Annotated in this window: 9 protein-coding genes; 2 read left to right on the top strand and 7 right to left on the bottom strand. The window is 62.8% G+C overall.

From position 1 onward, the window contains the following. Nucleotides 1-73: 73 nt before the first annotated feature. From APH33_RS10415 to ttgA, 4 genes are all read right to left on the bottom strand, one after another. Nucleotides 74-1,330 (bottom strand): OprD family porin, encoded by a 1,257-nt coding sequence (locus tag APH33_RS10415; protein ID WP_054885048.1) that lies wholly within the window; start codon nucleotides 1,328-1,330, stop codon nucleotides 74-76. Between the two features lie 353 nt (nucleotides 1,331-1,683). Next, nucleotides 1,684-3,138: an AdeC/AdeK/OprM family multidrug efflux complex outer membrane factor gene (locus APH33_RS10410; RefSeq protein WP_054885047.1), complete on the bottom strand. Its 1,455-nt coding sequence runs from the start codon at nucleotides 3,136-3,138 to the stop codon at nucleotides 1,684-1,686. Then, nucleotides 3,135-6,287, bottom strand: a complete 3,153-nt coding sequence (gene ttgB / locus APH33_RS10405) for a multidrug efflux RND transporter permease subunit TtgB (protein WP_054885046.1) — start codon at nucleotides 6,285-6,287, stop codon at nucleotides 3,135-3,137. The genes APH33_RS10410 and ttgB overlap by 4 nt, the downstream gene beginning before the upstream one ends. Before the next feature lie 3 nt (nucleotides 6,288-6,290). Then, nucleotides 6,291-7,445, bottom strand: coding sequence for a toluene efflux RND transporter periplasmic adaptor subunit TtgA (ttgA, locus tag APH33_RS10400; protein ID WP_054885045.1), 1,155 nt, complete (start codon nucleotides 7,443-7,445; stop codon nucleotides 6,291-6,293). Between the two features lie 252 nt (nucleotides 7,446-7,697). Between ttgA and ttgR the strand changes: the two genes are divergently transcribed. Beyond that, nucleotides 7,698-8,330 (top strand): efflux transport transcriptional regulator TtgR, encoded by a 633-nt coding sequence (gene ttgR, locus APH33_RS10395; protein ID WP_054885044.1) that lies wholly within the window; start codon nucleotides 7,698-7,700, stop codon nucleotides 8,328-8,330. 76 nt (nucleotides 8,331-8,406) lie between these two features. Here the strand turns inward: ttgR and APH33_RS10390 are convergent, their stop codons facing one another. Then, nucleotides 8,407-9,858: an MDR family MFS transporter gene (locus tag APH33_RS10390; protein ID WP_054885043.1), complete on the bottom strand. Its 1,452-nt coding sequence runs from the start codon at nucleotides 9,856-9,858 to the stop codon at nucleotides 8,407-8,409. 352 nt (nucleotides 9,859-10,210) lie between these two features. Here APH33_RS10390 and APH33_RS10385 point away from each other — a divergent pair, with 352 nt between their 5' ends. Then, nucleotides 10,211-11,080, top strand: a complete 870-nt coding sequence (locus APH33_RS10385; protein WP_054885042.1) for an oxaloacetate decarboxylase — start codon at nucleotides 10,211-10,213, stop codon at nucleotides 11,078-11,080. A 19-nt stretch (nucleotides 11,081-11,099) separates the two neighbouring features. On the opposite strand, the gene APH33_RS27400 is transcribed toward APH33_RS10385, so the two are convergent. Further along, on the bottom strand, nucleotides 11,100-11,273 hold the full coding sequence (locus tag APH33_RS27400; RefSeq protein WP_165837344.1) for a hypothetical protein: 174 nt from the start codon (nucleotides 11,271-11,273) through the stop codon (nucleotides 11,100-11,102). A gap of 44 nt (nucleotides 11,274-11,317) precedes the next feature. Further along, a complete protein-coding gene (locus tag APH33_RS10380; protein WP_054885041.1) occupies nucleotides 11,318-12,226 on the bottom strand; it encodes a LysR family transcriptional regulator in 909 nt (302 codons plus the stop codon). Nucleotides 12,227-12,283 lie beyond the last annotated feature (57 nt).

Genomic DNA, 12,283 nt, shown 5'->3' with positions numbered 1-12,283 from the left:
CGGCTAAAGCCGCTCCCACAGGTCTGACGCAGTACCTGTGGGAGCGGCTTTAGCCGCGAAGATGCCGGTGGATTTAGAGGAGATTCAGCGGATAGCTCACGATCAAGCGGTTCTCATCGAACGCGTTGGTACTGAAATCCCGGCGCATGGTGGAATTACGCCATTTCACCGACAGGTCCTTGAAGGTGCCGGACTGGATCACATAGGCCAGCTCGCTTTCCCGTGCCCATTCCTTGCCGTCGGTCACGCCGCCGGCGGTGACATTGTCGCCCTTGATGTAGCGGTTCATCAGGGTCAGGCCGGGAATGCCGACGGTGACGAAGTTGAAGTCATGGCGTACCTGCCAGGAGCGCTCCTTGGCATTGTCGAAGCTTGAGTTGTAGCTGTCGTTGGCCAGGGTGCCGCCACTGGTGCCGTTGACCCGCAGCCAGGCATTGTCACCGCTGACCTTCTGCAGGCCGACGTAGAAGGTGTTGCCCTTGTAGCGCGCCGAAAGCATCGCCGAGGCGGTCTTGTTGTCCAGCTGGCCTGCGCGTTCGGCGCCATCTTCCTTGCCCCAGAAATAGCCCAGGTTGGCCCCCAGCGTCCATTCGCCCAATGGCTGGCTGTGCACCACGTTGAGGTACTGCTGGCGGTAGATGTCCTTGAGCTGGGCGTCCCACAGGCCGATCATGGTGCGCTTGTCGTTGAACGTGTATTCACCGCCGCCAAAGTTGAAACGGTCGGAGGTGAAGGCCGCGCGGCCATTGAGCGACATGTCTTCCATGCTGGCGTCGTTGCGCGGGCTGTTGCCGCGGAACTGGCCGGCATACAGGGTCAAGCCTTCGATCTCTTTCGAGGTGAGCTGGCCACCACGGAACGTCTGCGGCAGCGAGCGACCGTCGTCCGAGCGCAGAATCGGCAGTACCGGCATCCATTCGCCGACTTTCAGTTCGGTCTCGGAGACCTTGGCTTTCAAGGCCACGCCCAGGCGGCCGAAGTCGTCGGCGGGGCGGCCGTCGTCATGCACGGGCAGCAGCTGGGTGTTGGTGGTTCCCTTGCCACCGTCCAGCTTGACCGAGTACAGGCCGAGCACGTCAATGCCGAAGCCGACGGTGCCTTGGGTGAAACCGGAGCGGGCATCGAGGATGAAGCTCTGGGTCCATTCTTCAGCCTTGCCTTGCGGATGAGCCGGGTCGACGAAGTTGCGGTTGATGTAGAAGTTGCGCAGGTTGAGGCTGGCCTTGGCGTCCTCCAGGAACCCGCCATTGTCGGCGGCGTATACGGGCAGGGCGCAAGAAATGGCCAACAGGCCGGGCAGCAGCTGGCGTGCGGGTTGCGAAGTGCTCATCTGTCGTAAATCTCTTGTTTTTATGGGCGACCCGCTACTCGGCAGGATGCGGCCTGTAGGTGCGGGTCTTTTGATGAACTTGCGAAGCGTTGCGTGGGGGATGGTGCGGGGCTGGGCGGGGGTGAGGCAATTCGCCGCAAACGGTATTGGGCGGTAATCGAACGCTATGTAACGTCTAGTTAATTATTTGCCTGCACCGGCCTCTTCGCGGGCTTGCCCGCTCCCACAGGTACTGCACAGCCTTCAGATTCTGTGCAATACCTGTGGGAGCGGGCAAGCCCGCGAAGAGGCCAGTACAGGCGAGACACAAAAAAGCCCAGCGCGAGGCTGGGCTTGAGACGGTTGCCGGTCGATCAGCCTTTCGGTGTGTCCACCGAAGCCTGCTGGTTGGCCTGGCCACTCTGCTCGTACCAGCCACCGCCGAGCGCCTTGTACAGATTGACCTCGCTGGTCAGCTGCGAGAGGCGGTCGGTGATCAGCGACTGCTGCGACGAGTACAGGTTGCGCTGGGCATCGAGGAAGGTCAGGTTGCTGTCGATACCGATGCGGTAGCGGCGTTCGGCCAGGCGGTAGTAGTCCTGGTTCGCCTGCACCAGGTCGCGTTGCGCCTGCAGCTGCTCTTCGAAGGTCTTGCGCGCCGCCAGGCCATCGGAGACTTCCTGGAAGGCCGTCTGGATGGTTTTTTCGTACTTGGCGACGTTGATGTCCTTCTGGATCTTCGAGTAGTCCAGGCTGGCCTTCAGGCTGCCGGCGTTGAAGATCGGCAGGTTGATCTGCGGCTGGAACAGCCAGGTGCCCTGGCCGCCGGCGAACAGATGGCCCATGTCGGGGCTCAGGCTGCCGGCGTTGGCGGTCAGGCTGATGCTCGGGAAGAACGCAGCACGGGCCGCACCGATATTGGCATTGGCGGCTTTGAGCAGGTGCTCGGCTTCCTGGATGTCCGGGCGACGCTGCAGGATCTCGGACGGCAGGCCGGCCGGCACTTCGGCCAGCTGGTCGGCATCGAGCTCCAGCGGCTTGGCCAGGTCGGCCGGAATGCCGGTACCCAGCAGCACGGTCAGGCTGTTGACGTCCTGCGCCACCAGGCGCTGGTACTGCGAGTACTTGACCCGTGCGCCTTCCACGGCGGTGCGCGACTGGCTGACGTCGAGCGCCGAAGCCACACCGACTTCGTTGCTGCGACGGGTGAGGTTGTAGCTTTCCTCGTAGGTCTTCAGCGTCTCTTCGGTCAGCTTGAACAGGGCCTGGTCGGCCTGCCAGGTGTAGTAGGCGTTGGCCACGCTGGCCACCAGGGCGATCTGCGTGGAGCGGCGCGCCTGTTCGCTGGACAGGTAGGTTTCCAGGGCCTGCTCGGTCAGGCTGCGGACGCGGCCGAACAGGTCCAGCTCATAGGCGCTGACTCCCAGGGTGGCCGAGTACTGGCTGGTGATGCCGGATTCGCCGGTTTGCGACATGTTCGCCGGCACACGCTGGCGGCTGCCGCTGCCGGTGGCCGAAACCGCCGGGAACAGGTCGGCCCGCTGGATGCGGTACTGGGCACGATAGGCGTCGATGTTCAACGCCGCCACACGCAGGTCGCGGTTGTTGACCAGCGAGGTCTGGATCAGCTGCTGCAGTGCCGGGTCGTGGAAGAACTGGCGCCAGCCCTGTTCGGCGGCGGCGACTTCGGCCGACTGGGTCGGCGAGTACGCAGGGCCTTGCGGCCACTGCGCAGCCACCGGCGATTCCGGGGTCTGGTAGTCAGGAATCAGCGAGCAGCCGCCGAGAATGAAAGCGGTTACCGCCAGGGACAACAAAGACTTGGTCATTGCCCAGCCTCATAACGTGGAGTTTCAGGGGTGGCGTCCTTTTCCGGCTCTTTGCTGCCGAACAGCGACGACACTGCGACGAAGAATAGCGGTACCCAGAAGATTGCCAGGACGGTCGCACTGATCATGCCGCCGATCACACCCGTGCCGATGGCGTGCTGGCTGCCGGCGCCGGCGCCGCTGGAGATGGTCAACGGTACCACGCCGAGGATGAACGCCAGCGAGGTCATGATGATCGGGCGCAGACGCATGCGGCACGCTTCGATGGCCGAGTCGTACAGGCTGCGGCCCTGCTCATGCAGTTCCTTGGCGAATTCGACGATCAGGATCGCGTTCTTCGCCGCCAGGCCGATGGTGGTCAACAGGCCGACCAGGAAGTACACATCGTTGGACAACCCGCGCAGGCTGGTGGCGATCAGTGCACCGATGATACCCAGCGGTACGACCAGCACCACGGCGATCGGGATCGACCAGCTTTCATACAGCGCTGCCAGGCAGAGGAACACGAACAGTACCGAGAGGGCGAACAGCGCCGGCATCTGCGAACCGGAGAGTTTTTCCTCGTAGGACGTGCCGGTCCAGGAGAAGCCGACGCCGCTTGGCAGTTCACTGGCAATGCGCTCGACCTCGGCCATGGCGTCGCCGGTACTGTAGCCCGGGGCCGGGGCACCCAGGATTTCCATGGCCTCGACGCCGTTGTAACGCGACAGCTTCGGCGAACCGTAGGTCCACTCGCCCTTGGCGAAGGACGAGAACGGTACCATCTCGCCGGCGCCGTTGCGCACGTACCATTTCTGCAGGTCTTCCGGGCTCATCCGCGAGTTGGGTTCACCCTGGATGTACACCTTCTTGACCCGGCCACGGTCGATGAAGTCGTTGACGTAGCTGGCACCCAGGGCAATCGACAGGGTGTTGTTGATGTCGGAGATGGTCACGCCGAGGGCGCTGGCACGTTCGTCATCGATGGTCAGCTGGTATTGCGGTTCGTCGTTCAGGCCGTTCGGGCGCACGGCACTGAGGATCTTGCTCTGTGCGGCCTTGGCCAGGAACTGGTTGCGCGCTTCCATCAGCTTGGCATGGCCGACGCCGCCGCGGTCCTGCAGGAACACGTCGAAGCCGGTGGCGTTACCCAGCTCCAGCACCGCAGGCGGGGCGAAGGCGAACACCATCGCGTCACGGAAGGTAAAGAAGTGCTGCTGGGCACGCTGGGCCAGGGCGAACACGCTGTTCTCCTTGGAACGTTCACCCCACGGCTTGAGCATGATGAACGCCATGCCCGAGCTCTGGCCGCGACCGGCGAAGTTGAAGCCGTTCACGGTGAATACCGAGGATACGGTGTCGGCTTCGTCCTTGAGCAGGTACTCGCGCATCTGGTCGACCACCACCTGGGTGCGCTCGGCACTGGAGCCAGCCGGTGTCTGCACCTGGGCGAACAGTACGCCCTGGTCTTCTTCAGGCAGGAACGCGGTTGGGATGCGGGCGAACAGCCAGATCATGCCGACCACGATCAGCGCATAGGCCAGCAGGAACGGCACCTTGTTGCGCAGGATCGCGCCGACACTGCGCTCATAACCGTTGACGCTGCGGTCGAAGTTACGGTTGAACCAGCCGAAGAAGCCACCTTTGGCGGTGTGGTGCTCGCCTTTCTTCAGCGGCTTGAGCATGGTTGCGCACAAGGCCGGGGTGAAGATCAGCGCCACCAGCACCGACAGGCCCATGGCCGATACGATGGTGATGGAGAACTGCCGGTAGATCACACCGGTGGAGCCGCCGAAGAACGCCATGGGCAGCAGTACCGCCGACAACACCAGGGCGATACCCACCAGGGCGCCCTGGATCTGCTCCATGGAGCGCTTGGTTGCCTCCTTGGGGGGCAGGCCTTCCTCGGACATCACCCGCTCGACGTTTTCCACCACGACGATGGCATCGTCCACCAGCAAGCCGATGGCCAGGACCATGGCGAACATGGTCAGGGTGTTGATGCTGAAGCCCGCAGCGGCAAGGATGCCGAAGGTGCCCAGCAGCACCACCGGTACGGTCATGGTGGTGATGATGGTGGCGCGGAAGTTCTGCAGGAACAGGTACATCACCAGGAACACCAGGACCACCGCTTCGATCAGGGTGTGAATCACGCCGCTGATCGATTCGGTGACCACCGGGGTGGTGTCATACGGGAACACCGCTTTCACCCCAGGCGGGAAGAACGGTTCCAGGTCGGCAATGGTCTTGCGCAAGGCCTTGGCGGTGTCCAGGGCGTTGGCGCCGGTGGCCAGTTTGACTGCAAGGCCGGAAGCCGGCTTGCCGTTGAACTGGGCACTGACCGCATAGTTTTCACCGCCCAGGCCGACCTGGGCAACATCACCCAGGCGCACCTGCGAACCGTCGCTGTTGACCTTGAGCAGGATCTTTTCGAACTGCTCGGCGGTCTGCAGACGGGTCTTGCCGATGATGGTGGCGTTCAGCTGGGTGCCTGGCATGGCCGGGAGCCCGCCGAGCTGGCCGGAGGACACCTGCACGTTCTGTGCAGCCACCGCGGTCTTGACGTCGACCGGGGTCAGCTGGAATTTGTTCAGCTTGGCCGGATCGAGCCAGATACGCATGGCGTACTGCGCACCGAACACCTGGAAGTCACCCACACCGGCAGTCCGCGAAATCGGGTCCTGCATGTTGGAAACGATGTAGTTGGCCAAGTCGTCCTTGGTCATGCTGCCGTCTTCGGACACCAGGCCGATCACCAGCAGGAAGTTCTTCACTGCCTTGGTGACGCGGATACCCTGCTGCTGCACTTCCTGCGGCAGCAACGGGGTGGCCAGGTTCAGCTTGTTCTGCACCTGGACCTGGGCGGTGTCAGGGTTGGTGCCCTGCTCGAAGGTGGCGGTAATGGTCATGCTGCCGTCGGAGTTACTTTCCGACGACACGTAACGCAGGTTATCGATACCGTTGAGCTGCTGCTCGATGACCTGCACCACGGTGTCCTGCACGGTCTGCGCCGAGGCGCCCGGGTAGGTCACGGCGATGGCGATAGCCGGCGGCGCGATGCTTGGGTACTGGTTGATCGGCAGCTTCAGGATCGACAAGGCGCCGACCAGCATGATCACCAAGGCGATCACCCAGGCGAAGATCGGGCGATCGATAAAGAACTTCGACATGGTTTACTCCGCTTTGGCGTCTGCTTTGGCCGCGCTGGCCTGATCAGGTTTGCCTGGCTGCTTGACGTTGGTGGCGTCGCTGACCTTGACCTCGACACCTGGGCGCACGTACTGCAGGCCCTCGGTGATCAGGCGGTCGCCCGGGTTCAAGCCTTCCTCGATCAGCCAGTCGCTGCCCAGGGTACGGCTGGCCTTGAGCTGGCGCAGTTCGACCTTGTTCTCCTGGTTGACCACCAGTGCGGTCGGCGCGCCCTTGAGGTCGCGGGTCACGCCCTGTTGCGGGGCCAGGATGGCATTGGCATTGACCCCGGCCTTGAGCCGCGCATGCACGAACATGCCAGGCAGCAGGGTGTGGTCGGGGTTGGGGAACAGCGCACGCAGGGTCACCGAGCCGGTGGTCTCATCGACCGCGACTTCGGAGAATTCCAGGCGGCCTTCCTGCTTCAGCAGGCTGCCGTCTTCCAGCACCAGCTGTACCGAGGCGGCGTTGTCGCCGGCCTTCTGCAACTGGCCGCTTTCCAGGTCACGGCGCAGCTTGAGCAGCTCGGCGGTGGACTGGGTGACGTCGACGTAGATCGGGTCGAGCTGCTGGATGGTGGCCATGGCGTTGGTCTGGCCATTGCTTACCAGGGCGCCTTCGGTGAACGCGGAACGGCCGATGCGGCCGCTGATCGGTGCGAGGACCTTGGTATAGCGCAGGTCGATCTGCGCGCTTTTCAGCGAAGCTTCGGCTTGCAATCGTTTGGCATTGGCGTCGTCGAATTCCTGTTTCGACACCGCCTGCTCGTTGACCAGCTGCTTGTAGCGCTCGGCCAGCGACTTGGTGGACTGCAGGTTGGCCTGGGCGTTGGCCAGGTTGGCTTCGTACACGGCCGGGTCGATCTGGTACAGCTGTTGGCCTTCCTTGACCTCGCTGCCTTCCTTGAACAGGCGCTTGAGGATGATGCCATTGACCTGCGGGCGTACTTCGGCGACGCGGTAGGCACTGGTACGGCCCGGCAGTTCCGAGGTCAGGGTGAAGGGTTGTGGCTGGATGGTCACGACGCCGACCTGAGGAGCCTGCGCTGCGGGCGGGGCTTCTTCTTTCTTACAGCCACTTAGCAGGGTTGCCAGGGCGACGGCGGAAACCAGAGCGGTAACGGCTGGCTTGAATTGCATAGGATCCTCGGGTCGCAAGAGCAGGGAGACGCTCAAGAGTAATGGAAGAGTCTTGTCAGAAAAAAACTATCCGGTGGATAAATAGCTTACTAACGAATATACTTACATTCACGGTTGTTTGTAAATACCGCTGGGTAGTACTTGGCTACTACCGCAGCCCTTGATTAGCCCATCCGAGAGTCACCCTGCAGAGGTGACCCCGGCGGTTTCCCCCCTGCACAGCGCAGCGGGCCCAGATGAGGTTGCACTGCCATGGTCCGTCGAACCAAAGAAGAAGCCCAAGAGACCCGCGCCCAGATCATCGAGGCAGCGGAAAGGGCCTTCTACAAGCGCGGCGTCGCGCGCACCACATTGGCCGACATCGCCGAACTGGCGGGCGTGACCCGGGGGGCGATCTACTGGCATTTCAACAACAAGGCGGAGTTGGTGCAGGCGCTGCTCGACAGCCTGCATGAAACCCATGACCATCTGGCGCGGGCCAGTGAAAGTGAAGACGAACTGGACCCGCTCGGCTGCATGCGCAAGCTGTTGCTGCAGGTACTCAACGAGCTGGTACTGGACGCCCGTACCCGGCGTATCAATGAAATCCTGCATCACAAGTGCGAGTTCACCGATGACATGTGTGAAATTCGCCAGCAGCGCCAAGGCGCGGTTCTGGATTGCCATGTGGGCATCAAGCTGGCATTGGCCAATGCCGTGCGCCGTGGCCAGCTACCCGCGGATCTGGATATAGAGCGAGCAGCCGTGGCCTTGTTCGCCTATGTCGATGGCCTGATCGGACGCTGGTTGCTGCTGCCGGACAGCTTCGAACTGCTGCCCGACGCGGAAAAATGGGTCGATGCCGGGCTGGATATGCTGCGCTTGAGCCCTGCGTTGCGCAAATGACACTTTGTTAAGGATTGTGAGGAAGTGTTTCCCTCTTGTATTAAGTGAGCATTAATGCTGTGGGCTCCCACAGCCCTTAACGGCCGCGCAATTGCCGGTCCGGCAACGCCAGGGCCGCCAGCAGCCCCAGCAAGGCAATTCCCGCACTGCCCAGCAACAACTGGCGGAACGTCTCCAGCAGTTTCATCTGCGTGTGCGGGTCCGCCTCACCTGCCTTCAGGCTCCCCAGCAGCGGGTTGCCCAGCAACTCGAAACCACCTTGTTGCAGCAGCGCCAGCAACAGGCTGGACATGCAGGCCACGCCCATGGCCCCGCCGAGCGAGCGGAACAGGTTGGTGGTGCTGGTGGCCACGCCGATATCCTTGCTTTGCACCGCGCTTTGCGTACCCACCAGCGAGGTTGGGAACTGCAAGCCGCAGGCGATACCGGTCAGCAGCATGAACACGGCACTGAGCAAGCCAGACTGGGGGGGCGTGATGGCCATGGCGAAGATTGCCATGGGCATCAGCACGGCACCGGCCAGAATCTGTGGTTTGAAGCGCCCGGTGCGGCTGGTCATGCGGCCACCGGTGAAGGCGCCCAGGGGCAAGCCCATGGCCAGTGGCAGCAGGTGTAATGCGGCGCTGTCGGCACCGGCGCCAGTGATGCCCTGGTAGCGCAGCGGCATCAGCATGGTCAGCGAGATCGACTGGAAACTGGCGAAGAAGATCACCCCCCAGCACAGCACAGCCACCCGGTTGCCGAACAGGTCCATGGGCAGCAGCGGTTCATCGTAGCGACGCTCGTGGCCGACGAACAAGGCCAGGCCGAGCACCGCGCAGGCGAACAATGCCAACACGGGAGGAGCGGTCCAGGGCTGCCCTTGGCCGACCAGGGTGATGCCCAGCAGCAAACTGCCCAGGCCGAGAATCAGCAGCACGGCGCCAAGGTAATCCACCCGGGCCTGGCGGTGCTGCACTGGCATGCCGGCCAGGGCGCGACGAATCGCCCACAGCGCGAGCAGGCCCAGCGGCAGGTTGATCCAGAATACCCAGCGCCAGGACAGGTATTCGGTCAGCCAGCCGCCCAGCACAGGCCCGGCCACGCTGGCCACGGCGTACATGCTGCTGAAGTAGCCCTGATAACGGCCCCGTTCACGCGGTGGCACGAAATCCCCGATGATTGCCTGGCTCACCGACACCATGCCGCCGGCACCGATGCCTTGCAGTACGCGCGCCATGACCAGCTGCTGCATGTCCTGAGCCAGGGCGCAGGCGATCGAGGCCAGGGTGAACAGGCTGATGCCTGTAAGGATCATCCGCCGCCGGCCATACAGGTCACCGAGCTTGCCGTAGATCGGCACGGCTACGGTCATCGCCACCATGTAGCCAGAAATCACCCAGGCAAGCAGGCCGACGTCGTTGAACCGGGCCGAGATGGCCGGCAGCGACACGGCGACGATGGTCTGGTCAAGGGCACCAAGGAAGATCGCCAGCATCAGGGCGGTCAGCACGTTGCGCAGGACGGTCGGGGGCAGGGCGGCTGTCACGGGAGTACCTTGTCTGGAAGGGTGACGCGATAGGCCGATTGTAACCCGAGTTAGGTAGCTTCCTATGTACTATCTGCATCGCCTATGCAAGATCGGCATTGGCGCATTCATCCAGAGCAGCATGGCTGCGTGATATCGTTGGTATGCCACAGGGGCTGAAAGCCGCGGCCTGCACCAGCTTGGTGCAGCAATTTGTCGCAGGTTGTCAGGCCACTGTCTCCCACACCTTTTATTCCTCTGCCTGCATGTCGAGCATGACCGCCCAGATGGCGACGGTTGGAACAGGTCAGGTAGACCCGATTCAGGGGTCGGTAGCAACCGTTCAATTTCTACATATATAAGCGGAGTGATCATGCCCAAGGCTTCCCATCAAGATCTGCGTTTTGCCTTCCGCGAGCTGCTCGCTTCAGGGGCCTGCTACCACACCGCCTCCGTATTCGACCCGATGTCGGCGCGCATCGCTGCCGACCTGGGCTTCGAAGTCGGCATCCTCGGCGGTTCGGTGGCTTCATTGCAGGTGCTGGCCGCACCGGACTTCGCCTTGATCACCTTGAGCGAGTTCGTCGAGCAGGCCACCCGCATTGGCCGCGTCGCACAACTGCCGGTGCTAGCCGATGCCGACCACGGTTATGGCAATGCACTCAATGTCATGCGCACGGTCATCGAACTGGAGCGCGCCGGTGTAGCTGCGCTGACCATCGAAGACACCTTGTTGCCTGCCCAGTTCGGGCGCAAGTCCACTGACCTGATCTCGGTCGAGGAGGGGGTGGGCAAGATCCGTGCGGCCCTGGAAGCGCGTGTCGACTCGTCGCTGTCGATCATTGCCCGGACCAACGCCGGGGTGCTTTCCACCGAGGAAATCATCGTCCGCACCCAGAGCTACCAGAAGGCGGGTGCCGACGGTATCTGCATGGTCGGTGTGAAGGATTTCGAGCAGCTGGAGCAGATTGCCGGGCACCTCACCGTGCCGCTGATGCTGGTGACCTACGCCAACCCTGCCCTGCGCGACGACGAGCGCCTCGCTCGCCTGGGTGTGCGTATCGTGGTCGATGGCCATGCCGCCTACTTTGCCGCGATCAAGGCCACCTATGACTGCCTGCGCCTGCAGCGCGGCCAGCAGAACAAGTCCGAGAACCTGAGCGCCACCGAGCTCTCGCACACCTATACCCAGCCTGAGGACTATATTCGCTGGGCCAAGGAGTACATGAGCGTCGAGGAGTGATTGGCGTGGCGCCAATCAACTAACGGACGGCACTCAAGGTTGCGGTGTGGGGCACGCAGTGTTCCTGCTCGCAACGGTTGGCCGCACTGGGCTGGCTGCGTAGCAGTTCGGCCCGCCAGCAGGCCGAGCCATACAGCGCCGCGACCGCGGTCAGGGCCATGACCATGGCGACTCTTCTGGACTTGATGCCCATGGTGCTCACCTCCTGTTACTGCACAGGTGACACTCTAAGCATAGTCAATACAAATCCCGGTCCCACTCCGGTTCGTCCTTGAACCGTTGCACCAGAAAATCCAGCATGCTGCGCAAGGTCGCCGGCATATGCTTGCGCGAGGTGTAGACCGCGTTCAGGTTCAGCTCCCGTGGCCGCGCTTGCGGCAGCAGCCGCACCAGGGCGCCGCTGCGCAGTGCCGTGGCCGCCTGGTAGGTTGGCAGCATGGCGATGCCGGCACCTGCCAGTGTTGCGTTCTGCAGCGTCATGACCTCGTTGGCGCTGATGTTGCCTTGCACCGGCACGGCAATCTGCTGGCCGCCCACCTCGAAATGCCACAGGCTGTGGCCGAAATAGGCATGGGTCAGGCAGTTATGCTGGCTCAGTTCCTCGACCCGATGCGGCGTGCCGTGCTCGCGCAGGTAGGCGGGTGTTGCACAGATTACCGAACGGCACACGGTCAGGCGCCTGGCAATCAGGTTCGGGTCCAGATCGTTGCTGGTGCGGATCGCCAGGTCGATCCGCTCGTCCACCAGGTTGACCGTGCGATCGAGCATCTGCAGTTCAACCTTCACCCCAGGGTAGCGCCGCACATATTCGGCGACCGCATCGGCCAGCTGCGCCTGGCCAAACGACGTACTGACACTGATACGCAGGGCACCCTTAGGCGAATCTTGCGGTTGTTGCACGGCGGCCTGCAGGTCGCCGGCCAGGTCCAGCAACTGCCGGCAGCGGGGCAGGGTTTCCTGGCCGGCAGCAGTCAGGCTGAGCTTGCGCGTGGTGCGCTGCATGAGCCGTGCGCCGACCCATTCCTCCAGCTCGGCCAGGTAGCGCGACACCACAGGCCGCGACAGCTGCAGGTGGTCTGCCGCTGCCGACTGGCTGCCCAGATCGACGACGGTGACGAAAACGCGCATGGCGTTGAGACGGTCCATTATTTGCCCGATTTTAGAAACAAACTATGTCTGAGCATCGCATTTTTTGTCATGGAT

It is taken from the genome of Pseudomonas sp. NBRC 111130 (assembly GCF_001320485.1).
Lineage (GTDB): Bacteria > Pseudomonadota > Gammaproteobacteria > Pseudomonadales > Pseudomonadaceae > Aquipseudomonas > Aquipseudomonas vlassakiae.
Note: the sequence above shows the minus strand (reverse complement) of the source record. Positions and strands in the feature narration are given on the sequence as shown.

What these genes read in the sequence shown, in the direction of transcription:
- APH33_RS10415 (WP_054885048.1), bottom strand. Translation starts at nt 1,330, where the DNA reads ATGAGCACTTCGCAACCCGCACGCCAGCTGCTGCCCGGCCTGTTGGCC.
- APH33_RS10410 (WP_054885047.1), bottom strand. Translation starts at nt 3,138, where the DNA reads ATGACCAAGTCTTTGTTGTCCCTGGCGGTAACCGCTTTCATTCTCGGC.
- ttgB (WP_054885046.1), bottom strand. Translation starts at nt 6,287, where the DNA reads ATGTCGAAGTTCTTTATCGATCGCCCGATCTTCGCCTGGGTGATCGCC.
- ttgA (WP_054885045.1), bottom strand. Translation starts at nt 7,445, where the DNA reads ATGCAATTCAAGCCAGCCGTTACCGCTCTGGTTTCCGCCGTCGCCCTG.
- ttgR (WP_054885044.1), top strand. Translation starts at nt 7,698, where the DNA reads ATGGTCCGTCGAACCAAAGAAGAAGCCCAAGAGACCCGCGCCCAGATC.
- APH33_RS10385 (WP_054885042.1), top strand. Translation starts at nt 10,211, where the DNA reads ATGCCCAAGGCTTCCCATCAAGATCTGCGTTTTGCCTTCCGCGAGCTG.
- APH33_RS27400 (WP_165837344.1), bottom strand. Translation starts at nt 11,273, where the DNA reads ATGGGCATCAAGTCCAGAAGAGTCGCCATGGTCATGGCCCTGACCGCG.
- APH33_RS10380 (WP_054885041.1), bottom strand. Translation starts at nt 12,226, where the DNA reads ATGGACCGTCTCAACGCCATGCGCGTTTTCGTCACCGTCGTCGATCTG.